The following is a 25,694-nucleotide window of genomic DNA, read 5'->3' on the forward strand; positions in this document are numbered from 1 at the left end:
AGATATGCTGCCCTCGTCCACTATGCGGTTCCCAACCAACAACACGGAACCAAACACAACAAAACACAACAAAATACAGGAAACAAATCTGTTCAAGTTGTAACCACACACTTCCCACCCCCAAACACGTGTTGGGCGGAACGGGTAAAAAGGTTACGGCGGTCACAGCGTGGGGGAAACGCCCGGTCCCATTCCGAACCCGGAAGCTAAGACCCACAGCGCCGATGGTACTGCACCCGAGAGAGTGTGGGAGAGTAGGACACCGCCGGACAACCATTAAACGAAAGGCCCCACCCACAGTGGGGCCTTTCGCACTTAACCACCACCCCACACCGGTCTGTTCGACGCAGGCCCTACAATGGATAGGGCGGCGAAGGATGCCGTCCTTATAGATTCATAGAGAAACCGAGCGGGTACTGCATTCACTGCTGGACCGTTTGTAATGAGAGGAACCGCGCAGCCATGGCCGATCAAGACCGCAACCAAGGAGCGGACCGGGGAGAACGACGACCCGATCGAACAGGCACCCAGGGCGGCCGGTCCTTTGACAGGCAGAGCGACTCCCCCCGAGGCTCGGCTTCCCGCGACGATCGGTCGGCCGGCCACCGTGGCGGACGCCCGGGCGGCGGTGGGTCGTCGACTGGGCGTGACGGCCAGCGTGGTGGGTCGTCGACTGGCGGGCGGATTGCGGGCGGTTCCTCTGCCGGTCGTGGATCCGCTGGGGGCCAAAGCCGGGGCGGAGGTCCACGTGACGAAAACCGTGGCGGGTCCGAGCGGACCGAAAGTGGAAAACGCTCCTTCAACGCCCGGGATCTCCGCAGCGCCAACCGGCCCGACCGCGAACGGTCACCGGACATCGATGAAGACGTCACTGGCGCAGAGCTGGACCGGGTCACCCGCGCGCAGATCCGTAACCTTGAGGAAAAAAGCGCCGAGTGGGTGGCGCGCCACCTCGTGATGGCCGGACGCCTCCTCGACGACGAGCCTGAACTGGCGTTCCAGCATGCTCTGGCTGCCAGCCGCCGCGGGGGCCGTCTCGCCGTCGTCCGCGAGGCAGTGGGCCTGACGGCCTACGCGGCGGGGCACTATGGTGAGGCGCTCAGGGAGTTCCGCACCTACCGCCGGATCAGCGGATCCAATGATCATCTACCGGTGATGGCCGACTGTGAACGTGGGCTCGGACGTCCGGATCGGGCACTGGACCTGGCACAGTCTGAAGAGGCAGAAGGATTGAGCTCGGCAGGCAAGGTGGAACTCGCGATGGTGGTCTCGGGCGCACGCTCGGACCTGGGCCAGCACGACGCAGCCGTTGCAGCCCTCGAAATCAGCCAACTGGACCGCAACCGTGCGTTCAGCTACAGCCCGCGGCTCTTCCGCACCTACGCCGAGGCCCTGGCCGCTGTCGGTCGCAGCGCTGAGGCCGAGCAGTGGCGCCGTCAGGCCGTCATGGCTGACAGTGCCCTTGGTCTCGGCGACTTCGCTGAGCCCGACATCCTGGACCTCGCCGGTGACGATGAGGAAGTCCCTGACGCGTCGGCCGCCCGCCGACGGGTGGCCTCCGCCCCGACAAGCAGCCCCGGCAGTACCTCCGTGACCGAGCGTGACTCAGGGATTGACGAGGAGAATACCGACGACGACGGTGCCGAGGCTGACGACGATCGCCCGATCCACGTGAAATCAGCCGGGCAGGAAGCGGCGGAAGCTGCGGCCGCCCAGGAACCGGAGGATGCGGCAGTCCGCCCCGACGGGGAGCCAACCGAGGGATCCCCCCGTGCGCCGGTCACCTGGCGTTCGTTGAACCGTCCCGCTCCTGTCCGCACCCGCGGAGAGCCAGCTGAACCGGTCCCCTCCGAACTCCATGAGTCGGTGGAAACCGACGCTGCACCCTCCGACGCTGCACCCTCCGATGACACAGCTCCTTCCAGTGACACAGCGGACAGGGTGGACACCGAAAGGCACCATGACTGAGGTTTCCCTGATCTCGTCCTACGATGCGCTGCTGGCAGACCTGGATGGCGTGGTCTACGCAGGACCCAACGCCATCCCTGGTGCGGTGGAGTCCCTGGAACGTCTGGCCGGCATCAAGGTTGCCCTGGCGTACATCACCAACAACGCGTCCCGGTCGGCCGAACAGGTCGCAGCACACCTCCGCAAGTTGGGCGCTCCGGCAACGGCCGCCCAGGTCTTCGGGTCGGCGTTCGCCGGGGCAGAGCTCCTGGCCTCACTGGTGCCTGCCGGCTCGACGGTCCTGGTCACGGGTAGCCAGACCCTGATCGACCAGGTCAAAGCCCAGGGACTGGTTCCGGTCACCTCGGCCGACCCCATCCCGGCAGCAGTGATCCAGGGCTTCGACCCTGGCCTGGGCTGGAAGGATCTTGCGGAGGCCGCCTACGCAGTCGCTGGCGGCGCGGTGTGGGTAGCAACCAACACCGACCTCTCCATTCCGCAGCTCCGCGGAATCGCCCCCGGGAACGGGTCGCTCGTCAATGCAGTCAGCGCCGCCACCGGCAGCACCCCCGCCGTCGCCGGTAAACCCGAAACGCCGCTCTTCACCACAGCAGTGAAACACCTCGGCGTCTCACGACCCCTGGTGGTGGGAGACCGGCTCGACACCGACATCCTCGGCGGAAACCGTGCGCGCATGGATACCGCTTTGGTGCTGACCGGTGTCGACACCGTGCGAACAGCGCTTGCAGCAGTCGCCGATCAACGTCCGACGTTCCTCCTGGCCAGTCTTGAGGGGCTGTCCGAGCCGTACCCGGATATCACCCATAGCGACGGCGTGTACTGGTGCGGTTCGTCGTCGGCAACAGTCGACGACGGTACCGTCCACCTGACCGGCGACACCGAGAGCCTCGACACCTGGCGTGCCGCGTGCAGCGCCTGGTGGAGCGCCCACCCTGACACGGAGACCGCTGCACTGCCCACCCTGAAGTCCGAGGGTGGCCCGGTCGTAGACGACCCGGTAGGCCGCCAATGACCAGTGACCACCCGGGCGAATCGTCATCCGAGGAAATCGTTGGTGAGCAGGCGACTGACGACGACGCCCCGGTCTTCCCATCAGGGGTGGACATCTCCGGGGACCCCAGCGTCGATGGGCTGACCGCGAGTCTGGCTGACATCCCCGCTGTGGCAACTGATGAACACAACGCGCTCTACACAGGGCTCCACGACGGACTGCTCGCCGAGCTCAACGCCGACCCGTCCGCGGACCATGACGCGTCTTGACCAGGCACTGGTAGCGCGCGGACTCGCGCGCTCCCGGTCCCAGGCCGCCCAGCTCATCGCCGCCGGCAGGGTGCGCCGCGCTGGCGTCGTCCAGGCGAAGGCAGCTACCAAAGTGGCGGAGGTAGACGAACTGACAGTCGACGACGGCGGGGTCCCCGACTTCGTCAGTCGTGCCGGTGTGAAGCTCGACGGTGCGCTGCGGGCCTTTGCCGCCATCAACGTCAACGGCCGACGGTGTCTCGACGCCGGTGCGTCCACCGGCGGCTTCACCGAAGTGTTACTCAGGGCTGGGGCGTCGCACGTGGCTGCTGTCGACGTCGGACATGGACAACTTGTTGACCAGCTGCGCAAGGACCCGAGGGTCGGCGTCGTCGAAGGCCTTAACGTGCGTCAACTGGAGGCTAAGAATATCGGTGGGCGGGTGGACCTGACGGTCGCGGACCTGTCCTTCATTTCCCTCACCCTGGTGTTGCTGCCGCTCGCCCAGGCCACTGAACCCGGCGGCGACATGGTCCTACTCATCAAACCGCAGTTCGAGGTGGGCAAAGGGAAACTGAACTCCAGCGGGGTAGTGGCAACGGAAGAGGAACGGCATCGGGCCGTCGGGTTGGTGGTCCGCCATACCCTGGGACACGGTCTGGGCGTGGCGGGGTTGATCCGCAGCCCGCTGCCGGGCCAGGACGGAAATGTTGAGTTCTTTGTGTGGATAACCGTGCCGACGGGCCCGATGGTGCCTAGGATCGAAGAGGAGCTTGATCGCATGACCCGGCGGGTGCTGGACTCCAGCCCTGCTTTCACCGATGCCCGGCTAGTTACCGGCACGCCAGACGGCGCACTGGATACGACGGAGCTTCTATGACACGACGGATACTGGTTCTCGCCCACACCGGGCGGCACGATGCGATGGCGGCTGCCCAGGAAGCCTGCACCCAGGTACACCAGTCAGGGCTGATCCCCGTGATGAGGGCAGAGGAACTTAAGGACATCCAGGACGAGTACGGGGTGCTGACCGCTCCCACCGAGACCCTCGGCGTCGACGTCGCCCTCGACGAGGTGGAACTGGGCATGGTGCTCGGCGGTGACGGAACCATCCTGCGCGCCGCGGAACTGGTGCGCGGCTCGGAGGTCCCGCTGCTCGGCGTCAACCTGGGCCACGTGGGGTTCCTCGCCGAGAGTGAGCGGGCGGACCTCACCGAAACGGTGCGCCGCGTCGTGGACAGGGATTACACGGTTGAGGAGCGCATGACCATTGACGTCCAGGTGTGGCAGGGCGATGTCCTGGTCGCCCAGACCTGGGCCCTGAACGAGGCAGCAGTGGAAAAGGCAAGCCGCGAACGCATGATCGAGGTGGTGATGGAGGTTGATGGCCGCCCCCTGAGCTCCTTCGGCTGCGACGGGGTGGTGATGGCCACCCCCACCGGGTCGACCGCCTACGCGTTTTCCTCGGGTGGCCCGGTGGTGTGGCCCGAAGTGGAGGCGCTCCTGATGGCACCGATCAGTGCACATGCCCTATTCACCAAACCGCTCGTGATCGCACCGACGTCGGTGCTCGCCGTGGAAATCCTGACCCGCACCGATGCGGCGGGCGTCCTCTGGTGCGACGGACGACGCACCGTGGATCTGCCGCCCGGAGCACGGGTGGAGGTGCGTCGCGCTGGCACCCCGGTCCGGTTGGCCCGCACCCAACTGACGCCCTTCTCGGAGCGCCTGGTGAAGAAATTCTCGTTGCCCACCCAGGGCTGGCGTGGCCCCACGAGCCATGCAGGAGGCACTGGCCAGTGATCGAAGAAATCCGCATCCGCGACCTCGGCGTTATCACCGATGCCACCCTCCATCTGGGTGGAGGGTTCACCGTGGTGACGGGCGAAACCGGTGCCGGTAAAACCATGGTAATTACCGCCCTGGGCCTGCTGCTCGGAGCCCGGGCCGACGCCGGCGCGGTGCGCCTGGGCGCGAAGGCTGCCTCCGCCGAAGCGGTTCTGCGGATCGCGCCGCACAGCACTGCGGCACTGCGCGCCGCGGAAGCCGGCGGGGAGCTTGACGAGGCAGAGGGCTCGGCCGAACTGATCGTCGCGCGCACGGTCAACAGCGAGGGGCGGAGCCGTGCCTACGTCGGCGGCCGGTCAGCCCCCGCAGGGGTGCTCGCTGAGCTGGGATCCGCGCTGGTGGTCGTCCACGGGCAGTCGGACCAGTTGCGGCTCAAGACCACCACCGCCCAGCGCGAAGCGCTCGACAAGTTCGCCGGAGCCGACCTGTCCGTGGTGCTGGGCGACTACCAGCTGAGTTATCGCCGTCTGCAGGAAGCAACCACCGAGCTGGAGCAGTTGCGCACCGATTCCAGGGAAAGGCTCCGCGAAGCCGAATCGCTGCAGGCCGCCCTCGAGGAAATCGACGCCGCGGCACCCCAGCCCGGCGAGGATGACACGCTGAAAGCCGAGTCCATCCGGTTAGGCCACGTCGAGGAACTTCGCATCGCGGCGTTCAAAGCCCAGCAGGCGCTGGTCTCAGGTGAGTTTGCCGATGACCAGGACGCCACAGTGCTCGTTGATGCCGCTAAACGCCAGCTGGAGTCGGCGGGGGACCACGATCCAGCCCTCGCCGCGCTGGCAGGACGACTCGCCGAGGTGGGATACATTCTTACCGACATTTCAGCCGAACTCTCCGGTTACAGCGCCTCCCTCGATAGCGACGGACCGGGCCGGTTGACCGAGGTCGAATCCAGACGGGCAGAACTGGCCGTCCTGGTCCGCAAATACGCGCCCAGCATTGACGAGGTGCTGGAATGGGCCGAGGCAGGGCAGACTCGGCTCGGCGAACTGGGTGACGACTCGTCCAGGGTTGATGCGCTCAGTAAGGAGATTGCCGCGCTCGAGGACACGGTTGCCGACCAGGCGGCAGAGCTCACCGCCATGCGCACCAGCGCCGCCACCACCCTCGCGGAACGGGTCACCAAGGAACTCTCCGCCCTCGCCATGGCAGCCGCCAGCCTGGTCATCGACGTGACGCCGGGGGAGCGGACCCTGTTTGGCGCCGACATCATCGGCTTCCTCCTGCAACCGCACCCCGGCTCCGCTGCCCGACCGCTGGGCAAGGGAGCATCGGGCGGTGAACTTTCCCGGGTGATGCTCGCCATCGAGGTAGTGCTGGCCGCCGTCGACCCGGTACCGACTTTCGTGTTTGATGAGGTGGACGCCGGAGTGGGCGGCAAGGCGGCTGTGGAGATTGGCCGCCGGCTGGCCATGCTGGCCGAACACGTCCAGGTCGTTGTGGTGACCCATCTGCCCCAGGTGGCGGCGTTTGCCTCCCAACACATCCGTGTGACAAAAAACTCCTCAGCCACGGCGGCGGGCGACGGCGTGACGGCCAGCGACGTCGAAGTCCTCCCCGAACCCGAGCGGGTGCGGGAGTTGGCGCGCATGCTGGCCGGCCAGGAAGAATCGGCGACCGCGCAAGCACACGCTGAGGAACTGCTCGCAGACGCAGCGCGGACTGTGTCGAAGTGCTAGGCTCAAACTCCGTGGTGCAATCAACAAATTCCCGGTTCCAGAAGTCCGCAAAGACTACCAAGCACGTCTTCGTGACGGGCGGTGTGGCCTCCTCCCTCGGCAAGGGCCTAACCGCCTCCAGCCTCGGCCATCTGCTTCGTGCGCGTGGCTTGTCAGTCACGATGCAGAAGCTTGACCCGTACCTCAACGTGGACCCGGGCACCATGAATCCGTTCCAGCACGGCGAGGTTTTCGTGACCGACGACGGTGCTGAAACGGACCTCGACATCGGCCACTACGAGCGCTTCCTCGACGAAAGCCTTGACGGTTCGGCGAATGTCACCACCGGCCAGATCTACTCGACGGTTATCGCCAAGGAACGCCGCGGCGAGTACCTCGGCGACACCGTCCAGGTCATCCCGCACATCACCGACGAAATCAAGCGTCGGATGCGGCTGCCCTCCGAGCCGGTCGACGCCAAGAAGGCACCCGACGTCATCATCACTGAGATCGGCGGTACCGTCGGTGACATCGAATCGCAGCCGTTCCTTGAGGCAGCCCGCCAGGTCCGGCAGGACATTGGCCGTAACAATGTCTTCTTCCTGCACGTCTCCCTGGTCCCGTACATCGGCCCCTCCCAGGAACTGAAGACCAAGCCGACCCAGCACTCGGTGGCAATGCTCCGGTCCATCGGTATCCAGCCGGACGCCATCGTCATCCGGTCCGACCGTGAGATTCCCGACGCCATGCGGGAAAAGATCGGCCGCATGTGCGACGTCGACGTCGACGCCGTCGTGAACGCCGCCGACGCAGCGAGCATCTACGACATCCCGAAGACCCTCCACGCCCAGGGCCTCGACGCGTACATCGTGCAATCTCTTGACCTGAAGTTCAAGGACGTCAACTGGACCAAATGGAACAAGCTCCTCGACGCTGTCCACCACCCCAAGCACACGGTCGAAATTGCCCTGGTCGGCAAGTACATTGACCTGCCGGACGCGTACCTGTCGGTGACCGAGGCGCTGCGTGCCGGCGGGTTCGCCAACAAGTCCAAGGTGATCATTCGTTGGGTGCCCTCGGACGAGTGCGCCACCCCCGAAGGAGCAGCGAAAGCCCTCGACGGCGCCGACGCGATCTGCGTGCCGGGTGGCTTCGGTATCCGCGGCCTCGAAGGCAAATTGGGCGCACTCAGGTACGCCCGCGAAAACTCGGTCCCCACGCTGGGACTCTGCCTCGGGCTGCAGTGCATGGTCATCGAGTACGCCCGCAACGTGGTGGGCCTTGAGGGCGCATCATCGAGCGAGTTCGACCCCGACACCCAGTACCCGGTCATCGCGACCATGGCCGAGCAGTTGCATATTGTCGACGGCGACGGCGACATGGGCGGCACCATGCGCCTCGGCCTCTGGGAAGCGAAGCTCGACGAAGGCTCGGTCATCGCCCGCACCTACGGCAAGACCACCGTCAGCGAACGACACCGCCACCGCTATGAGGTCAATAACGACTTCCGCGATCAGATCGCTGCTGCCGGGATGGTGTTCTCCGGAACGTCACCGGACGGCAAACTGGTCGAGTTCGTCGAACTTCCGAAGGAAGTCCACCCGTACTACGTCTCCACCCAAGCGCACCCCGAACTGAGCTCGCGCCCCACCCGGCCGCATCCGCTGTTCGCGGGACTGGTCAAGGCAGCGCTGCTCCGCCGTGGAGTCAAGGCCTGAGCATGAGTCGAAGCCTGAACATGGGTGATCCGTCGGCCCAGCCGCTGGGCGACCAGCAGAGCCCCCGCAGGCTGCTGGACTCGACAGTGGTCTATCAGGGCAGGATCTGGAACGTCGTCAGCGATACCTTCTCGCTCACCGACGACGTCGACGGCGAGCCGCTGGTACGCGATTACATCGAGCACCCCGGAGCCGTAGCGATCCTCGCGATGAACGACGCCGGGCAGGTGCTGCTGATCAACCAGTACCGGCACCCGGTGCGGATGACGCTGTGGGAAATTCCGGCCGGTTTGTTGGATGTCCCGGACGAGGACTTCGTCGTCGCCGCCGCACGGGAGCTGGCCGAGGAAGCCGATCTGACGGCCGAACGGTGGAATGTCCTCACCGACCTGTTCCTGTCGCCCGGGTCATCCAGTGAGGCGCTGCGCATCTATCTGGCGCGGGGCGTAGCGGAAATCCACCCGGACGAACGCCACGAACGCACCCATGAGGAAGCCGAGATCGAGCTGGCATGGGTTGATCTGGACGACGCCGTCGCGGCCGTCCTGGCCGGCCGGATCCACAGCCCCTCAGCGGTCGCTGCCATCCTCGCGGCATCGGCTGCGCGCGGCACAGGGTATGACCTGTTGCGGCCGGCCGACGAACCCTGGCCCGAACACGCCAGCCAGCACCACACCTGGCCCAACGGACCGGTCCTGAAGAGCTGACCATGACGGCCCCTGCAACGCGGACCGTAGCTGACGAGCTGCGGGAGACCGTCCCCGGACGGCTCATGAGCGAATATCTTCAGCACATGGCTGTGGAACGCGGGCTGTCGATCAACACCCTTGCCGCGTACCGGCGGGACCTGCTGCGGTATCACCGGTTCCTCGCCACCCGGTCAGTCACCGAGGTGCAACGGATTACCCGCCACGACATTTCGGCCTTCGCGCAGGCCCTCTCCACCGGATCGGATGGCCTCGCCCCGTTGAGCCCGCGCTCCGCGGCGCGCACCGTCGTCGCCGTGCGCGGCCTGCACCGGTTCTGGGCGCTGGAGGGCATTTGCACGGCAGACCCGGCGCACGATGTGCACCCGCCGATCGCCGGGAAACGTCTGCCCAAAGCCATCTCGGTGGATGAGGTGACCCGCATCCTGGAGGCGGTGAACACCGATACCTTCGCTGGCCAGCGGGACCGCGCGCTGCTTGAGTTTCTGTACTCCACCGGTTCGCGGATCAGTGAAGCGGTGGGGCTCGACGTCGACGACGTCTCGGTGGATGCAGCGCTGGACGGGCCCGCCGTCGTCCGGCTGTTCGGCAAGGGCTCCAAGGAGCGGATGGTGCCGTTGGGCTCGTACGCGGCGAAGGCCATCGACTCGTACCTCATCCGGGCGCGGCCCGCCCTCGCGGCGACCGGGAGGGGTAACTCCGCACTGTTCCTCAACCTGCGCGGCGGGCGGCTGAGCCGGCAGAGCGCGTGGACCATCCTGAAGTCGGCGGCCGAGAAGGCAGGGGTCACCCGTGAAGTGTCTCCGCACACCCTGCGTCACTCGTTCGCCACGCACCTGCTGGAAGGCGGCGCCGACGTTCGCGTAGTGCAGGAGCTGCTGGGGCACGCTTCGGTGACCACCACCCAGGTGTACACGCTGGTCACTGCTGATACTCTCCGCGAGGTATATGCTGCTGCGCATCCACGCGCACTCTAATCCTCCCGCCTTCGGCGGTGTGCGAGCGTAACCTTTTCTGCCTATCCGGAAACTAACCAGGTAGAGGTAGGTCACTTATTCGGAGGGGGTAGATGTGTACCGAGGACAGCGCGATCAACGATTCGCCGTGGTGGACCACAAGCTCCGGCCTCGAGTTTTCAACTTTATCCACCGCCGCGTGAGTAGCCGCGAAGCAGCGGACGAGCTGACCAATGACGTGTTCAGGATTGCCTGGGAACGAAATCCGGAAGCCGTAGACCTGACGGTGGCCTGGCTTTTGGCGGTTGCCCGCAATGTGGTGGGCAACGAATATCGGCGGCGTGAGCGTGCGGGGCTCCTGATGGAACGCCTGCACGAATCGGCCAGGGTGTCGGCCCGGACCGGAAACCCGGAGGGTCAGCAGGAAGCGGTCGCCGCCGGTCTGCTTCTGCTGAGGGAATCCGACCGGGAGGTGCTGTTGCTTGCCTACTGGGATGACCTGACAATCGCCGACATCGCCCAAGTCCTGGGCTGTAGCCAGCCAGCCGCGAAAGTACGGCTGCACCGTGCCCGCAAAGCCTTCGCGAAAACCATACCCCCCGTGTTGCTGACTGAGGGAGATAACTGAGATGGATCCTATCGAACGACTTATTCGAGGAATTGACCCGTTCCGGACCGAGACGTTGTTCAGGGGCGCCGACCACGAGCGGGAACCGGAGTCCCCGATCTTTAGTGACGATCAGGGAGAGCCGGGCTCGACGGTGGTGCCCCTGAATCGTCGACGCCGGTGGGCGGTAACCGCCGCAGTCACCGCTGCCGCCGCGGCAGTCGCGACCGGCGTCGTCATCGGCGGAAACTTCGGCGCCACCTCCCCCCTCCCGGCCGACGAACCGGATCCTGTGGCGACCGGTTCGACCACGCCGTCGAGCGAGCCTACACCCACGACGACCGTGCCCACGCCCACGACGCCGGTGGCGGCCGGATCGCCGCTCGCAACCTACACCCCCTTCGGTGAGGGCGGGGATGCGGCGTTGCTGACCGGAACGCTGGTCCTCGAGGACGGCTGCCTGTACATCGAAGCTTCTGATACCACTCGGGTCTTGGCCTATTTTCCGGACACCGCGGTGAGCTGGTCCGATGGTGTGTTGTCCTTCTTCGGGACCGATTACGAGCTTGGGCAGGAGATTTCCGTTGGGGGCGGGGGAAGTATCGTCCCGGGTCCCGTGGAGAACCCAACATCGTTCTTCGCACCCGAGACCTGCGAGCCGGATAGCCAGTGGACCGTGTCGCAGGTTCCGCCGTCGCCGTTGGACGTCCCCTCCCCAGACCCCACCCGTGAGCCGTATCCGGCCGCTGACATGGGGTTGTCAGTGGAGGTGCCCGCCGACTGGAAGATCGTCGAAGCCGCGCAAGGGCTGGACATTCTGAGCCCCAGCGGGGAAGTGGTGTCCAACCTACAGCGTTCAGTGGAGGGCGGTATCGGCGGAGCCTGCCTCGAAACTGCGGTGCCCTGGCAGGAGGTCCGTTCGATCCCGGTCTCCATCGATGCGCCCGCTGGGCCAGTCGACGCGAGGTTTGTGCTCAGGGTTTTTACTGGGGAACGATTCGTCGGGACCAGCGCACTGGTGTTGGTCGACGACCCGACCTCGGGTACGGCCTGCATGCTCTATAACGTCATCTCGAATGCTGAGGTCGGGTTGCTCTCCTTGACGAACAAGTTCCAGCTCTCACCGTACGAGGTAGGTAGGGAGTTCGCATCCCTGGCGGAGGCTGAAGAGTATGCCGGGTCGGCCGAGTTCGACGCCCTCGCAGTCATCGCCGACTCGATAGCCATCAGAGACTAGCCCCTTGCCCCCACCCCTGCCCCTACAGCCCACCGCAGCCTCTCGCCCTACTCGCTGAGAAGCGAGCTCTGGCGACTTAGGACGTCCCTGAGTCGCCAGAGCTCACGATTCGGCGGGGTTTCGGAGGCTACACTTGGGCCTCATGAAACCCCGCCCTGTTGCACTGTGCTTCCTGTTCCGTGAAACGGAATCGGGAAGCGAAGTGCTGCTCGGGCTGAAGAAGACGGGGTTCGGTGCCGGGAGGATCGTCACCCTCGGCGGGGGAGTCGAACCCGGCGAAACCGAGGTCCAGGCAGCGGCGCGCGAAGTTGCGGAGGAATCCGGCGTCGTCGTCGTCGAATCCCAGCTGACCCGCCTCGGAAGGATCCGCTGGAGGTTCCCGTCGCAACCGGCCGCTGACATGGACGCGGCAATCTTTACCGCCGTCGAGTGGACCGGGACCCCGCAGCCGACGGCCGAGGTGGACCCCGCCTGGTACCCGGTGGATAACCTGCCGTGGGTCGGCATGTGGGACGACGCGCGGCACTGGCTCGGGTCGGTGATCGACGGAACCCCCCTGGATGTTCTCGTCACCCTCAATTCCGACAACGAGACGGTCCTCAGCGTCGTCTTTGCCTGACCCCTATGGATCGAGCCTGTCTCGATTCAAGCACTTAGGGGACCTGACGCTGCTCTGGACCGTTGTAGGCGCTGAGCGGGCGGATCAGGGAGTTGGACGCGGTCTGCTCCATGATGTGGGCGGTCCACCCGGTGATCCGGGCAGCGATGAACAGGGGGGTGAACATCTCGGTATCGAACCCCATCAGGTGGTAGGTGGGGCCGGCCGGGTAGTCAAGGTTGGGCTTGATGCTCTTCGCCTCGTCCATGGCCGTTTCCAGCCCGCTGTACAGTCCGAGTAGCTCGGGCCGGCCAAAGTGCTTGATCATCCCGTCCAGCGCGCCCTTCATGGTGGGTACCCGTGAATCGCCGTTCTTGTAGACCCGGTGGCCGAAGCCCATCACCTTCTTCTTCTGGGCGAGGGCATCCTCCATCCACGCCTTCGCCCGGGCGGCAGCATCCTCTCGGGACTCGTCGGTGCGGATACCGATCTCCTCGAACGTGTGCATCACTGCCTCGTTCGCCCCACCGTGCAGTGGACCTTTCAGGGCGCCGATGGCACCGGTAACCGCCGAGTGGAGGTCAGCCAACGTTGACGTGATCACCCGAGCCGTAAAGGTCGACGCGTTGAACGAGTGCTCCGCGTACAGCACCATCGACACGTTGAACGCCTCAACAACCTCGGGCGCCGCCTCCTCGCCGAACGTCATCCACAGGAAGTTCGCCGAGTAGTCAAGATCGTCCCGCGGAGCAACGATGTCCAGACCACGACGACGACGCTGATCGTAAGCGACGACGGCGGGGAACGCCGCGAACAGCTCTTTCGCTTTCTCCAGGTTGGCTCCAGGCGAAGAAGCGCCGGCCAACGGGTGATTGGCGCCCAGCACCGACACAGCTGTGCGGGCAACGTCCATCGGGTGGCATGACGTGGACAGCAGATCGATGGCGGCCTTGACGTTGTCGGCCAGCGCACGGTGGCTGCGTTCAAACGTGGTGAATTCCGTCAGCTCGTCCTTCGAGGGAAGCTCCCCGTGCCACAGCAGGTACGCGACCTCTTCGAAGCTGCACCTGGCGGCCAGCTCCTGCACCGGGTACCCGCGGTACAGCAGCGAGTTGGTGTCGGAATTGACCATGGAGATGGCCGTGGTGTCGACGGTGACTCCGGCTAGCCCTTTATAGATCTGCGGTTCTGTCATGGGGACTCCTGTTCACCAGCTGAAGTGACCTGCTGCGTCGTGTGGTCCGGCGAACCGGGCACCTGAAAATTGAAAACCGAGGTGTCGAATCGGTTGTACGCCTCATAGTCCACGAGCTCGTAGAGACGGGCCCGGGTCTGCATGGCACCGACGGCGCCCTGCTGGGTGCCGTCGGCCTTGATCGATTCCAGCGTACGCTCCGCCGCCCCCATTGCACTACGCAGCAGGGTGACGGGATAGATCACCATGTTCACCCCGACCGAGGAGAGCTGGTCCAGGGTGAACAGCTCGCTCTTCCCGAACTCGGTCATGTTGGCCAGGATGGGGACGTCGACGGCGTCGCGGATGGCCTGGAACTCACTCAGGTCCCGCATGGCCTCGGGGAAGATCGCATCGGCCCCGGCCTCCACGAGTGCCCGGGCACGATCCATTGCCGCCTGCAGGCTGTCCGTGCCGCGGATGTCGGTGCGCGCCATGATCAGGAAGTTGGGGTCGCGGCGGGCGTCAGCCGCCGCGCGGATCCGCTTGGTGGCCGTGTCCAGGTCCACCACGTTCTTGCCATCCAGGTGCCCGCACCGCTTGGGATTGAATTGGTCCTCGATGTGGCAGCCCGCCAGCCCGGCGTTCTCCAGCTCCTGGATGCTCCGCGCCACGTTCATCGGTTCGCCGAAGCCGGTGTCGGCGTCGACAATCGACGGCAAATCGGTCATCCGGGCGATCTGCCCGGCCCGCGTGGCCACCTCGGTGAGCGTCGTCAAGCCAATATCCGGCAGACCCAGGTCATTGGCCAGGACGGCGCCGGAGATGTAGACGCCGTCGAACCCCTTGTCCTCAATCAGCCGCGCCGACAGGGGATTGAACGCCCCCGGGAACTGCTGGATCCGGCCGGACGCCAGGCCTGCGCGGAACGCGATGCGCTTCTGCTCGGGGGTCACCGCTGAATACAACATTTAGAACAGTCCCTTCGGTGCGGTGGCGGGGTCGATGACGCCGGGCGCCGCGACCAGGTTGAGCTGGTCCAGTTCGCCGGCAGCCAGGTCGGGTAGGCGCTCGACGACGGCGAGGAACCGGTCGATCTCTGCCTCGTCGACAATCCGGTGGCCGTCCTGCCCAGCGGCGAGGGTGCGCAGCTTGTTGATGTACTGCTCCCGGGCGAACGGCCGGGCGCCGAGGGGGTGCGCGTCGGCGACGGCCAGCTCATCGGTGATGACTGTGCCGTCGGCGAGGGTGATTTCCACCCGGCCGCCGAAGGCCTTCTCGCTGATGTCCAGCGAGTGGTAGCGCCGGGTCCACTCCGGGTCTTCAAGAGTGGTGACCTTGTGCCACAGCGCCACCGTGTCGGTCCGGCCGGCGCGCTCCGGGGTGTAGGAGTCGACGTGATGCCAGGAGCCGTCCTGCAGTGCCACGGTGAAGATGTAGGGGATCGAGTGATCGAGGGTTTCCCGGGAGGCGGTCGGATCGTACTTCTGGGGGTCGTTCGCGCCGGACCCGATCACGTTGTGGGTGTGGTGCGAGGTGTGGATGACGATCGACTTCACCTGCTCGGGGTCCGCCGCCTCCGGGTGGGCCGCGTGGAGCTTGCGGGCGAGGTCGATCAGGGCCTGGGCCTGGTACTCGGCCGAGTGTTCCTTGGTGTAGGTGTCGAGGATGGCCCGCTTGGACTCGCCTGCGGCCGGCAACGGTACGTCGTACCTGCCATCCGGGCCGTCCAGCAGCCAGGCAATGAATCCATCTTCGCCCTCGTAGATCGGGGTGGGGGAGGTCTGGCCCCGCATCGCCCGGTCTGCAGACTCCACAGCCATCTTCCCGGCGAACGCCGGAGCGTGAGCCTTCCAGGTGGAGATCTCGCCCTTGCGTGACTGGCGGGTGGCGGTCGTGGTGTGCAGGGCCTGGCCGATGGACTGGAAGATGGTCTCGACGTCGAGGTCCAGCAGCGTGCCAATCCCGGCGCCCGCGGACGGGCCGAGGTGCGCCACGTGGTCGATCTTGTGCTTGTGGAGGCAGATGGCTTTCACCAGGTCCACCTGGATTTCGTACCCGGTGGCGATCGCCCGCAGCAGGTCCCGCCCGGATCGCCCGGTGTGCTGGGCGACGGCGAGAATGGGTGGGATGTTATCGCCGGGGTGGGAGTAGTCGGCGGCCAGGAACGTGTCGTGGTAATCCAGCTCGCGGACGGCGACGCCGTTGGCCCAGGCAGCCCACTCGGGTGACGTCTTCGCCTGAATCCCGAAAATGGTGGCACCGGCGCCGTTCGAGGACGCCGGGTGGCTGGTGGCCTGCGCGCGGGCGGCCACCACTGGGGCGCGGGTGAACGAGGCAACGGCGACCGAGGCGTTGTCGATGATGCGGTTGATCACCATGTCGGCTACGTCGGCGTCGACCTCCACCGGATCGGCGGCGACCAGCGCCAGGCGGTAGGCGAGCTGCTCCTCGCGGACGAGGTTCTCATCGCTGCGGTGGGTACGGACCAGGTGATGTTCAACCATTGAGGTGAGCCTTTCGGGGTGGGACGGAACCGGCGTCGAAACTGTGTTTGGACGCCAGCAGATGGTCAAGACTGTTGTGGAGGTGGATCTTGGTGGCGGCCGCGGCCAGGTCGGCGTTGCCGGTGGCGATGGAACGTGCGATCTGGGCATGTTCGGCCGCCGACGCCAGCAGCCGCTCAGTGTTGTCTTTGGCCAGGCGCCTGATGCGCACCAGTTGAGCACGTAGCTGGCCCTGGGCCTGGCGGAGGAACTGGTTGTTCGCGGCGGCGTCGACGGCAGCATCGAGTTCCGAGACCAGGGCGTAGTAGTCCCGCTGATCGGGGTCGGAACCGTCGATGAGGTCGCTGGCCGCCTCGAAACGTTCGGCCAGTGCGGTGAAGACCGGCAAATCCTGGTGTGCCGCGGCGAGCTCCGCGGCCTTGCAATCCAGGGCAAGCCGTACCTCGAAGAGCTGGCTCATCTTCTCCAGGGAGATATCGGTAACGACGACGCCGCGTCCCGCCTGTGCGGTGGTCAGGCCTTCCGCCCCCAGCCGGGCGAGTGCCTCGCGCAGGGGTGTCCGGGAGACGCCGAGTCGCGCAGACTGTTCAACCTCACCCAACACGGTCCCGGGAACCAGGCGCCATTCGATGATGTCGGCCTTCAAGGCGGCGTACGCCCTGTCGCTTGCTCTCATGGATCCTCCTGCCGGCGCTGGCTGTGACGTAAACACTGTAAAGCCAATGTATACAGGGAGGTCGGTATCTGCAAGATAAAGTCGCCAATCAGGGAATTTACTGCGACTTATGTATACATGAGTCCGGCGCGTCAGTAGGATGACAGCACAACACATTGACGTGGAGGAGAGCCGTATGAGCCAGGACTATCGATCGCTGTATCGCCGAAGCCTTGAGGCTCCTGATGCGTTCTGGCTGGAGGCAGCACAGGCCGTTGACTGGTCCAGGGACCCGACCGTTGCCCTGGACAGCAGCGCCGCACCACTTCATCGGTGGTTTCCCGACGGCGAGCTCAACACCTCCTATAACGCCCTGGATCGCCACGTCGAGGCCGGGCGCGGCCACACCACCGCGCTGATTTACGATTCGGCGATGCTCGGCCTCGTCCGTAAGTACACCTACGCCGAGCTCCGGGATGAGGTGGCATGCTTCGCCGGGGTCCTGCGCTCGCAGGGGGTGGCCAAAGGGGACCGGGTGGTGATCTACCTGCCGATGGTGCCCGAGGCGGTGATCGCGATGCTCGCCACCGCACGCCTGGGTGCGGTCCACTCGGTGGTCTTCGGTGGGTTCGCGGCCAAGGAGCTCGCCTCCCGGATCCAGGACGCACGCCCCACCGTGGTGGTGACGGCCTCGGGCGGGCTGGAACCGCGCGGCCCCATTGAGTACCTGCCCGCCGTGCACCAGGCCCTTGAGCTCTGTGAGCATCGGGTGGACGCCGTGATCGTGAAATCGCGCGAGGGGTTCGTGAACACCCGCGCCCAGTACGCGACGACGTCGGGCACCAGCTGGCTCGACTGGGACGAAACGCTCGCCACAGCCGAGCCAGCCAGCCCCGTTCCGGTCAACGCCACCGACCCGCTCTACATCCTCTACACCTCAGGAACCACGGGATCCCCCAAGGGGGTGGTGAGGGACAACGGCGGGCACGCCGTCGCCCTGACCTGGTCAATCACCAACATTTTCGACGTCCGCCCGGACGACGTCATGCTGACGGCATCCGACGTCGGCTGGGTGGTGGGACATTCATTCATCGTCTACGCCCCGCTGCTCGCCGGTGCGACAACGGTGCTGTACGAGGGGAAGCCGGTCGGCACCCCCGACGCCGGAGCGTTCTGGCGCCTGATCACTGATCACCGGATCAACGTCCTCTTCACCGCGCCGACCGCGCTACGGGCGGTCCGGAAGGTGGATCCGGACGCCGCCCTGCTCCAGGCCTACGACACGTCGAGCCTGCGGCTGCTGTTCTGCGCGGGGGAGCGGCTCGATATCGACACGTACCGGTGGGCCGGCGAGACGCTCGGCGTCCCGGTGATCGACAACTGGTGGCAAACCGAAACCGGCTGGCCCATCTGCGCCAATCCCCGCGGCGTCGAAGAGCTGACCATCAAGCCGGGTTCGCCGACGCTGCCCCAGCCCGGCTACGACCTGAAAATCCTCGACACCGACGGCCAGACGGTCCCGGCCGGAACCGAAGGCAACATCGCATTGAAGCTGCCGCTGCCGCCGGGAACGCTTCCCACCTTGTGGGGGAGCGACGAGCGCTACATCAGCTCGTACCTGAGCGCGTTCGACGGTTACTACGTCACTGGTGACTCGGGATATCTCGACGACGACGGCTACGTTTTCGTGATGGGCCGCACCGACGACATCATCAACGTGGCGGGCCACCGGCTCTCCACCGGGGCCATTGAGCAGGTTCTGGCGCAGCACCCGGTAGTCGCAGAGTGCGCGGTGATCGGGCTGGCTGACGTGCTGAAGGGGCAACGGGCCAGCGGCTATGTGGTACTGAAGGCCGGGGCAGACATCAGCGCGGAGACGCTCCAACAGGAGTTGGTGGACCTGGTGCGGCAGCAGATCGGCCCGGTAGCAGACTTCAAGCAGGCGGTGGTGGTCGACGGGCTACCGAAGACAAGATCCGGGAAGATCCTCCGGAAGACCATGCGCCAGATCGCTGCCGGTGAGAACTATGTGGTGCCCTCCACCATCGAGGACCAATCGGTGCTCGACGCCATGAAACCGGTCCTTCAGCCCACCCCGGGGAGCTAACTGATCCAGGAGTACTCAAATTCCGGCCGGCCACGCGTCCCATACCGGGGTGCGCGCCGGGCGGATTCCTGGTCGGCGAGGTATTCAAGGTACCGGCGGGCGGTCACCCGGGACAGCGCGAGGTCCGCCGCCACCTCCACCGCCGACACGGCGGTGCCGCCCCGTTTCAGCAGCAGGATCACGCCCTTGAGCGTCTCGTCGGAGAGCCCCTTGGGCAGACTGCCCTGAGCGGGCGGACGAAGCGCGGCAAGGGCGTTGTCTACCTCGGATTGGGTGGTGGAGGATGCCTGGGCCACCAGGTTCTGGCGGAAGGAACGGTAGCTGGCCAGCTTGTCGCTGAAGGCCGAGTAGGTAAACGGCTTGATCAGATACTGGACGATGCCGGAGGAGATAGCCGCCCTGACGATGTGCAGTTCCCGGACGGCGGTGATGGCGATGACGTCGGTGGGCAGACCGGCGCCCCGGATCCGCCGGATGATGTCCAGACCATGGATGTCGGGCAGGTTCATGTCCAGTAACACCAGATCCACCCGTTCCGCGCCAGAGCCCAGGAAGGTCATCGCCTCGGACCCGTTGTGGGCGACCCCCACTAGGGTGAACCCGTCGACCCGCCTGACATACTCGGCGTGGGCCTCCGCGGTGATGGTGTCGTCCTCAATCACCAGGACCCTGATGGCATCAGACATGGGCGCCACCCGGAAACGGGTTGTCGGCAGTAGGCGCCTGCGTCGGGGCGAGGGGCAACAATACAGTGAACCGGGCGCCGTCGTCGTTCGCCACAGTGATCGAACCTCCCAGGCGGTGCACCGCCTGGCGCACCAGGGCCAGCCCCAGCCCGCGGCCGGCGCCGCCCATTGCGGGCTCCTTGGTGCTGAACCCGAGCGTGAACGCGTCAGCACCCGTCGCGCTTATCCCCGGCCCGCTGTCCTGCACCGTGATCATCACGTCGCTGCCGCTGCGCTCAAGAGCGAGGTTCACCTTCCGGCCTTGCGAATCGGCTGCCGCGTCGAGGGCGTTGTCCAACAGGTTCCCGATGATGGTGACCAATGCGCTCGGGTCCAGGTGCGAGGTTTCGATCATGCCGTCGACCGCGATCGCCAGCTCGATCCCGCGTTCGTTGGCCTGCGCGGCCTTGCCGACGAGGAGTGCGGTGATGAAGGGTTCGTCGATGGCACCGAGCACGTCGTCGGTGAGCTGCTGTGACTGGGTGAGGTCGCGGGTGGCAAAGTCGAGGGCTTCGGTACGGCGGTCAAGCTCGATCAGGGACACGATGGTGTGCAAACGGTTGGCGTGTTCGTGGGTCTGGGCGCGCAGTGCGTCGGTGAGGGTGCGCATCGTCGCCAGCTCACCGGTCAAGGACTCGATCTCCGTATGGTCCCGGAGGGTGGTCACGATACCCATCGGCTTGGCGCCCGGCGGTGGGGTACCGCCGCCCGGGACTGCCGCCTCCTGGTTGACCACCAGGATCCGGTCAGCTGTGACATGGAACTCGTCGATGGCTTGCCGGCCGGTGGTGAGCAGGTCCACGAGCGACGGCGGCAGGTCAAGGTCGCAGGCAGCCGTCGGCTGTCCGGCGCGGGCCGGGGGCAAACCCAGCAGATGGGCAGCCTGGTCGTTGTACAACACCAGTTCGCCGCGCGGGTTTGTGAGGACCATGCCCTCGCGGACCGAATGCAGCACCGAGTCGTAGAACACGAACATATGCGCGAGCTGGTCAGTCCCGAGGCCGAGAGTTGCCCGCCGCAGGTGCCGGCTGAGCAGGAAAGACACCACCGCGCCAGCTGTCACGGCACCGGCCGCGATGAGGAATAGTAGTGGCAGCTGGGCGTTGCGGGCGATCGTGACCGTGTCCACGGTAACTCCGGCGGCCACCATCGCGACCACCGAGCCGTCGTCGTCGATCACCGGCACGATCGCCCGGACCGACGGGCCGAGGGTGCCCGAAAAGGTTTCGGTATGAGCCCGTCCAGTGAGGGCCTGCTGCACCGAACCGATGTACGGTTCCCCGATCTCGTCGGGGTTGCGGTGGGTGAACCTGGTCCGGTCCGGCGCCATGATGGTGATGAAGTCGACGCCGAGGTCGTCCATCACCTCAATGGCATACGGCTGGAGCGCGGCGCTGGGATCGGGCTGCGACACGGAGGCGCTGACATAGGGGTCGTCGGCGAACGTCGTCGCAATTGCGAGCATGCGATCGGCTGACGTCTCATAAGTGCTCTGCTCCGCATCCAGGTAGAGGACCCAGGAGATAGCAGCGGTCAGCACCAGCACAAAGACCAGTTGCCCGACGAAGAACTGCCGAGCCAGGCTCCACTGCCTCACCGTTCCACCGGTTCCCTTCGTTGATGCCGCGAACAATATGACCGCAATGGTGATTCACATCACTGTACGCCCGAGCATGGGATAGACAGCTTTGAATCATCCACCGAAGGAGTATGGCTATGGCGCCATCGAAATCCGCAGCAGGTCAGCCGGCCGAGGCGGCCGGCCCGGGTAAGCCCCGGAAGAGGGTCGACAAGACCCATTTCCTCTACATTGCAGTGATCGCTGCGGTGATCCTCGGCGCCATTCTGGGCCTGATGGCACCGGAGTTCGCCAAAAGCCTGAAGCCCATCGGTGCTGGCTTCATCGGGCTCATCAAGATGATGATCGCACCGATTATCTTCTGCACCATTGTGCTGGGTATCGGCTCCATCGCCAAAGCCGCAACGGTCGGCAAGGTCGGCGGGCTGGCGCTTGGCTACTTCATGCTGATGTCCACCTTCGCCCTGGCCATCGGCCTGGTTGTCGGCAACATCGTTCAGCCCGGCGAAGGCCTCGATCTCTCCGGCGCCACCTACGACGCCGGCGATCCCGCTGAGGCGACCGGCACCACCGACTTCCTGCTAGGCATCATTCCGGTCACGCTGCTCGCTTCCCTGACCGGAACCAGCATTCTCCAGACCCTCTTCGTCGCACTCCTGGTTGGTTTCGCCCTGCAGGGCATGGGATCCGCCGGCAAGCCAATCCTGCGCGGCATCGGTCACATCCAGGCACTCGTTTTCCGCATCCTCATCATGGTGATGTGGCTCGCCCCGATCGGCGCGTTCGGCGCGATCGCCGCTGTCGTCGGCGAAACGGGCGTCCAGGCGATTATCAGCATGTTCACGCTGATGGCCGCGTTCTACGTGACCTGCATCCTCTTCATCGTCGTCATCCTGGGCGGCCTGCTGAAGCTGGTGACCGGCGTCAATATTTTCAAGCTGATGAAGTACCTGGGCCGCGAATACTTGCTGATCTTCTCCACCTCCTCCTCCGAGGCAGCACTGCCGCGCCTGATCGCCAAGATGGAACACCTGGGCGTCTCCAAGCCCGTGGTGGGCGTCACCGTCCCCACCGGCTACTCCTTCAACCTTGACGGCACCGCGATCTACCTGACCATGGCGTCACTGTTCGTTGCGTCCGCCCTGGGTACCCCACTGGCGCTCGGCGAGCAGATTTCGCTGCTGGTCTTCATGATCATCGCCTCCAAGGGCGCTGCCGGCGTCACCGGCGCCGGCCTGGCCACGCTGGCCGGTGGACTGCAGTCGCACCGCCCGGACCTGGTGGACGGCGTCGGCCTGATCGTCGGCATCGACCGGTTCATGTCCGAGGCCCGCGCGCTGACCAACTTCACTGGGAACGCCGTCGCCACCGTGCTGATCGGCAAATGGACCAATGAGATTGACCGGGGCCGCGTTGACGAGGTTCTCTCCGGGAACTTGCCGTTCGACGAGGCGACCATGAGCGCCAACCACTTCGATGACGACGTCGAAGCCGGTTCGGCGGCTACCACCGACAGGGCAGTCAGCAACCTTGATGACGTTGATAATGACGGCGACCGCCGGGTCGGTGCCAACCGCTAGGTTCTAGCTCCCGCGTAACACTCGGAATAGGCCTCTTCCCAGCAGGGGAGGGGCCTATTCTGTTGTCCGACCGTCGAAGCGGGTGCGCCGCAAACCGTCCCACTGACGCGCCCCGACCACTGGGATTGTCTAGACAATCCCAGTGGCCGGCGTCGGCGGGTGGGCTAATGCAAAAAGTGCTTCCCGTCCCAGCCGGGAAAGCTTAGACCTCAGGTTGAAACTAAAGGCTCGCGGGTCGATGTCAGCCGATTTACCCGTCGGAATGCAGCCCCGGTTGTAACGTGGAGGGCAGGCAAGCCAGCAGTACTTTCAGTTCAGCGATTAAACGGAAGCGTGGATACATACGTGAGTAGCGAACAGGGTTCCACAACTCTGACGGACGCCGAGATCGGGCCCACCGGCCGCCCGGTGACCGTGTTCCCCGAACCACCGGTTTTGTCCTCCCACGGACCGGCCCGCGTGATAGCGATGGTGAACCAGAAGGGTGGCGTCGGCAAGACCACCTCCACCATCAACCTGGGTGCGGCGCTCGCCGAGGCGGGACGCCGCGTCCTGCTGGTCGACTTCGACCCCCAGGGCGCCCTCTCAGCAGGCCTCGGCACCAACCCGCACGAGCTCGATGTCACCGTCTACAACGTGCTGATGGACCGCAAGGTGCAGATCCAGGACGCCATTCAGACCACGGCATTCGAGAACGTGGACCTGTTGCCTGCCAACATCGACCTCTCGGCAGCCGAAGTGCAGTTGGTGAACGAGGTAGCCCGCGAACAGGTACTGGACCGCGCCCTCCGGAAGGTTTCGGATGATTACGACGTCATCCTCATCGACTGTCAGCCATCGCTCGGACTCCTGACGGTCAACGCGCTCACTGCGGCGCACGGCGTTATCATCCCGCTGATCTGTGAGTTCTTCGCGCTGCGCGCCGTTGCGTTGCTGGTCGAAACGATCGAGAAGGTCCAGGACCGGTTGAACCCGCGACTGCAGGTCGACGGCGTCCTCGCCACCATGTACGACGCCCGGACCCTGCACAGCCGCGAAGTCATCGCCCGACTGGTCGAGGCTTTCGGTGACAAAGTCTTCGAGACGGTCATCAAGCGCACCATCAAGTTTGCCGATGCGACAGTGGCCGCCGAGCCAATTACCTCCTACGCGGCAAACCACTCGGGTGCCGACTCCTACCGCCGGCTGGCCAAGGAACTGATCGCGCGCGGGGGCGCCCCCTAACCATGCAGTGCGCCGCGCAGTTCTTTATGCAGCGCTCCGACGCCCGTGCGTGAGACCGAGGCTCACGTCGCCACACCCGACCGCGACGGCGCACTGGAAACCGCCAGGTTCACCGTCCGGCTGGAAAACTTCAGTGGTCCGTTTGACCTGTTGCTGGGGCTCATTTCCAAGCATGAGCTGGACATCACCGAGGTAGCCTTGGCCACGGTCACCGACGAGTTCATCGCGTATATCCGCGCCTTCCAGGGCACTGACGCCGATTTCTCCCTCGACGAAGCCAGCGAATTCCTGGTCATCGCCGCGACCCTCCTGGATTTGAAAGCGGCCCGACTGCTTCCTGCCGGTGAGGTGGAGGACGATGAGGATGTGGCGTTGCTGGAAGCGCGGGACCTCCTGTTCGCCCGGCTGCTGCAGTACAAGGCGTTCAAGGAAATCGCCCGGCAACTGGGGGAGCGGCTAGCCGAGGAAGGCCAGCGGTCCCCGCGGGCGGTAAGCCTCGAACCCGAGGTTGCGGCGATGCTGCCCGAATTGTCCTGGCGCACCACCCCCGAGCAGTTTGCAGCCCTGGCGGCGAAAGCACTCGAGCCCCGCGAGCCCGCGCCCACCGAGGTGGGGATCGACCACCTCCACGGGTCAACAGTGAGCGTTCGCGAACAGGCGGAGCTGCTGGAGCTCCGGCTCCGGGAAGGACGACCGCTGTCCTTCCGGCAGCTCACCCAGGATGCCGGGGACATGCTGACCGTGGTGGTCAGGTTTCTTGCCTTGCTGGAAATGTTCCGCGATGCTGTGATCTCCTTTGACCAGGGAGCGCCACTCGGACATCTCACGGTCCGCTGGTCGGCTGGCACCAACGACTGGTCCCCGGCCTCGATCAGCGAAGAGGATGACCAGCCAGCGACCTCACCAGCCCTGCCAGCTCTACCCCCTGAAGGATCACTGTGACAGCCCAGGACCCCGACGCCGAGGAAACCCTCTTTGATGCGTCGGGCGAACCGGGCGGCATCAAAGCCGCACTGGAGTCTGTGCTGATGGTCGTCGACGAGCCAGTCACCGACCTGCAGCTCGCCACAGCGCTTCTGGTTCCGGTCGCCGAAGTCAAGCAGCTACTGGTGGAACTCCAACGGGAGTATGACGGCTATACTGGTCAGGGCCCAGAAGGGCACACCACCGATCCGGCGGTTTCACAGCCGCGTGGCTTCGAGCTACGCAGCGTCGCCGGTGGATGGCGGATTTTCTCGCGCAGCACGTTTGCGCCGGTAGTGGCGAAGTTCGTGCTCGAAGGACAAAGCGCCCGCCTGTCACAGGCAGCTTTGGAAACCCTCGCCGTCATCGCCTACCGGCAACCGGTGTCTCGGGCAAGAGTTTCAGGGATCCGCGGCGTGAACGTGGATTCGGTGGTCCGCACCCTGGCGCTACGCGGTTTGATCGCTGAAGCGGCAACCGATCCTGAAACTGGCGCACTTCTGTACGGAACAACTTCGTACTTTCTGGAAAGATTAGGTATTGGCAGCGTTGCTGACCTGCCGCAGCTTTCACCACATCTACCCGGGTTGGAAAACCTCGGTGACTTTGATGACACGACGTACTAAACACGCTAGCTAGAAGGA

General features: G+C 65.3%; 23 protein-coding genes and 1 rRNA gene. 18 read left to right on the plus strand and 6 right to left on the minus strand.

Annotated features, from left to right (window positions below; translation table 11 throughout):
• Positions 1 to 154 precede the first annotated feature (154 nt).
• The 13 genes from rrf to ACX80G_RS14670 all read left to right on the plus strand — a co-directional run bounded on the left by rrf (position 155) and on the right by ACX80G_RS14670 (position 12,557).
• Positions 155 to 271: ribosomal RNA gene (gene rrf / locus ACX80G_RS14610) — 5S ribosomal RNA — on the plus strand.
• A gap of 191 nt (positions 272 to 462) precedes the next feature.
• Positions 463 to 1,968: a tetratricopeptide repeat protein gene (locus ACX80G_RS14615; protein ID WP_459308510.1), complete on the plus strand. Its 1,506-nt coding sequence runs from the start codon at positions 463 to 465 to the stop codon at positions 1,966 to 1,968.
• Positions 1,961 to 2,980 (plus strand): HAD-IIA family hydrolase, encoded by a 1,020-nt coding sequence (locus ACX80G_RS14620; RefSeq protein ID WP_459308512.1) that lies wholly within the window; start codon positions 1,961 to 1,963, stop codon positions 2,978 to 2,980. The genes ACX80G_RS14615 and ACX80G_RS14620 overlap by 8 nt, the downstream gene beginning before the upstream one ends.
• Positions 2,977 to 3,228, plus strand: a complete 252-nt coding sequence (locus tag ACX80G_RS14625; RefSeq protein WP_459308513.1) for a hypothetical protein — start codon at positions 2,977 to 2,979, stop codon at positions 3,226 to 3,228. Before ACX80G_RS14620 ends, ACX80G_RS14625 begins: the two co-directional genes overlap by 4 nt.
• Positions 3,215 to 4,087, plus strand: coding sequence for a TlyA family RNA methyltransferase (locus tag ACX80G_RS14630; protein WP_459308514.1), 873 nt, complete (start codon positions 3,215 to 3,217; stop codon positions 4,085 to 4,087). Before ACX80G_RS14625 ends, ACX80G_RS14630 begins: the two co-directional genes overlap by 14 nt.
• Positions 4,084 to 5,010, plus strand: coding sequence for an NAD kinase (locus ACX80G_RS14635; RefSeq protein WP_459308516.1), 927 nt, complete (start codon positions 4,084 to 4,086; stop codon positions 5,008 to 5,010). The genes ACX80G_RS14630 and ACX80G_RS14635 overlap by 4 nt, the downstream gene beginning before the upstream one ends.
• Positions 5,007 to 6,734, plus strand: a complete 1,728-nt coding sequence (gene recN, locus ACX80G_RS14640; protein ID WP_459308517.1) for a DNA repair protein RecN — start codon at positions 5,007 to 5,009, stop codon at positions 6,732 to 6,734. The genes ACX80G_RS14635 and recN overlap by 4 nt, the downstream gene beginning before the upstream one ends.
• Positions 6,728 to 8,431, plus strand: coding sequence for a CTP synthase (pyrG, locus tag ACX80G_RS14645; protein ID WP_459308518.1), 1,704 nt, complete (start codon positions 6,728 to 6,730; stop codon positions 8,429 to 8,431). The genes recN and pyrG overlap by 7 nt, the downstream gene beginning before the upstream one ends.
• 2 nt (positions 8,432 to 8,433) lie before the next feature.
• Positions 8,434 to 9,138 carry an NUDIX domain-containing protein gene (locus ACX80G_RS14650; RefSeq protein WP_459308520.1) on the plus strand — a complete coding sequence of 235 codons (705 nt, stop codon included), beginning with the start codon at positions 8,434 to 8,436 and terminating at the stop codon, positions 9,136 to 9,138.
• A gap of 2 nt (positions 9,139 to 9,140) precedes the next feature.
• On the plus strand, positions 9,141 to 10,115 hold the full coding sequence (gene xerD, locus ACX80G_RS14655) for a site-specific tyrosine recombinase XerD (RefSeq protein ID WP_459308522.1): 975 nt from the start codon (positions 9,141 to 9,143) through the stop codon (positions 10,113 to 10,115).
• A gap of 130 nt (positions 10,116 to 10,245) precedes the next feature.
• Positions 10,246 to 10,722 carry an RNA polymerase sigma factor gene (locus ACX80G_RS14660; protein WP_459308523.1) on the plus strand — a complete coding sequence of 159 codons (477 nt, stop codon included), beginning with the start codon at positions 10,246 to 10,248 and terminating at the stop codon, positions 10,720 to 10,722.
• A gap of 1 nt (position 10,723) precedes the next feature.
• A complete protein-coding gene (locus ACX80G_RS14665) occupies positions 10,724 to 11,938 on the plus strand; it encodes a hypothetical protein (RefSeq protein WP_459308525.1) in 1,215 nt (404 codons plus the stop codon).
• 142 nt (positions 11,939 to 12,080) lie between these two features.
• Entirely contained in the window at positions 12,081 to 12,557 is a 477-nt protein-coding gene (locus ACX80G_RS14670; protein WP_459308526.1) for an 8-oxo-dGTP diphosphatase, read from the plus strand.
• A gap of 34 nt (positions 12,558 to 12,591) precedes the next feature.
• Here the strand turns inward: ACX80G_RS14670 and ACX80G_RS14675 are convergent, their stop codons facing one another.
• The 4 genes from ACX80G_RS14675 to ACX80G_RS14690 are packed head-to-tail and all read right to left on the minus strand — an operon-like array spanning position 12,592 to position 16,893.
• Positions 12,592 to 13,731, minus strand: a complete 1,140-nt coding sequence (locus ACX80G_RS14675) for a bifunctional 2-methylcitrate synthase/citrate synthase (RefSeq protein ID WP_459308528.1) — start codon at positions 13,729 to 13,731, stop codon at positions 12,592 to 12,594.
• Positions 13,728 to 14,681: a methylisocitrate lyase gene (gene prpB / locus ACX80G_RS14680; RefSeq protein WP_459308530.1), complete on the minus strand. Its 954-nt coding sequence runs from the start codon at positions 14,679 to 14,681 to the stop codon at positions 13,728 to 13,730. Before prpB ends, ACX80G_RS14675 begins: the two co-directional genes overlap by 4 nt.
• Entirely contained in the window at positions 14,682 to 16,217 is a 1,536-nt protein-coding gene (locus ACX80G_RS14685; RefSeq protein WP_459308531.1) for an MmgE/PrpD family protein, read from the minus strand.
• Positions 16,210 to 16,893, minus strand: a complete 684-nt coding sequence (locus tag ACX80G_RS14690; RefSeq protein ID WP_459308533.1) for a GntR family transcriptional regulator — start codon at positions 16,891 to 16,893, stop codon at positions 16,210 to 16,212. The genes ACX80G_RS14685 and ACX80G_RS14690 overlap by 8 nt, the downstream gene beginning before the upstream one ends.
• A gap of 175 nt (positions 16,894 to 17,068) precedes the next feature.
• Here ACX80G_RS14690 and ACX80G_RS14695 point away from each other — a divergent pair, with 175 nt between their 5' ends.
• Positions 17,069 to 18,979, plus strand: coding sequence for an AMP-binding protein (locus ACX80G_RS14695; protein ID WP_459308534.1), 1,911 nt, complete (start codon positions 17,069 to 17,071; stop codon positions 18,977 to 18,979).
• Here ACX80G_RS14695 and ACX80G_RS14700 read toward each other — a convergent pair.
• The gene (locus ACX80G_RS14700; protein ID WP_459308536.1) at positions 18,976 to 19,665 is read right to left on the minus strand and encodes a response regulator; all 690 of its coding nucleotides are present in this window, start codon (positions 19,663 to 19,665) and stop codon (positions 18,976 to 18,978) included. The genes ACX80G_RS14695 and ACX80G_RS14700 overlap by 4 nt on opposite strands.
• Positions 19,658 to 21,301, minus strand: a complete 1,644-nt coding sequence (locus ACX80G_RS14705; RefSeq protein ID WP_459308537.1) for a sensor histidine kinase — start codon at positions 21,299 to 21,301, stop codon at positions 19,658 to 19,660. Before ACX80G_RS14705 ends, ACX80G_RS14700 begins: the two co-directional genes overlap by 8 nt.
• A 119-nt stretch (positions 21,302 to 21,420) precedes the next feature.
• Here ACX80G_RS14705 and ACX80G_RS14710 point away from each other — a divergent pair, with 119 nt between their 5' ends.
• The 4 genes from ACX80G_RS14710 to scpB all read left to right on the plus strand — a co-directional run bounded on the left by ACX80G_RS14710 (position 21,421) and on the right by scpB (position 25,676).
• Positions 21,421 to 22,863 carry a cation:dicarboxylate symporter family transporter gene (locus tag ACX80G_RS14710; RefSeq protein ID WP_459308539.1) on the plus strand — a complete coding sequence of 481 codons (1,443 nt, stop codon included), beginning with the start codon at positions 21,421 to 21,423 and terminating at the stop codon, positions 22,861 to 22,863.
• A 345-nt stretch (positions 22,864 to 23,208) separates the two neighbouring features.
• Positions 23,209 to 24,087 (plus strand): ParA family protein, encoded by an 879-nt coding sequence (locus ACX80G_RS14715; RefSeq protein WP_196841963.1) that lies wholly within the window; start codon positions 23,209 to 23,211, stop codon positions 24,085 to 24,087.
• Between the two features lie 45 nt (positions 24,088 to 24,132).
• Positions 24,133 to 25,029, plus strand: a complete 897-nt coding sequence (locus tag ACX80G_RS14720; protein WP_459308541.1) for a segregation and condensation protein A — start codon at positions 24,133 to 24,135, stop codon at positions 25,027 to 25,029.
• The gene (scpB, locus tag ACX80G_RS14725) at positions 25,026 to 25,676 is read left to right on the plus strand and encodes an SMC-Scp complex subunit ScpB (RefSeq protein WP_459308543.1); all 651 of its coding nucleotides are present in this window, start codon (positions 25,026 to 25,028) and stop codon (positions 25,674 to 25,676) included. Before ACX80G_RS14720 ends, scpB begins: the two co-directional genes overlap by 4 nt.
• Positions 25,677 to 25,694 lie beyond the last annotated feature (18 nt).

The sequence above is a fragment of the Arthrobacter glycogeni genome (assembly GCF_054510815.1).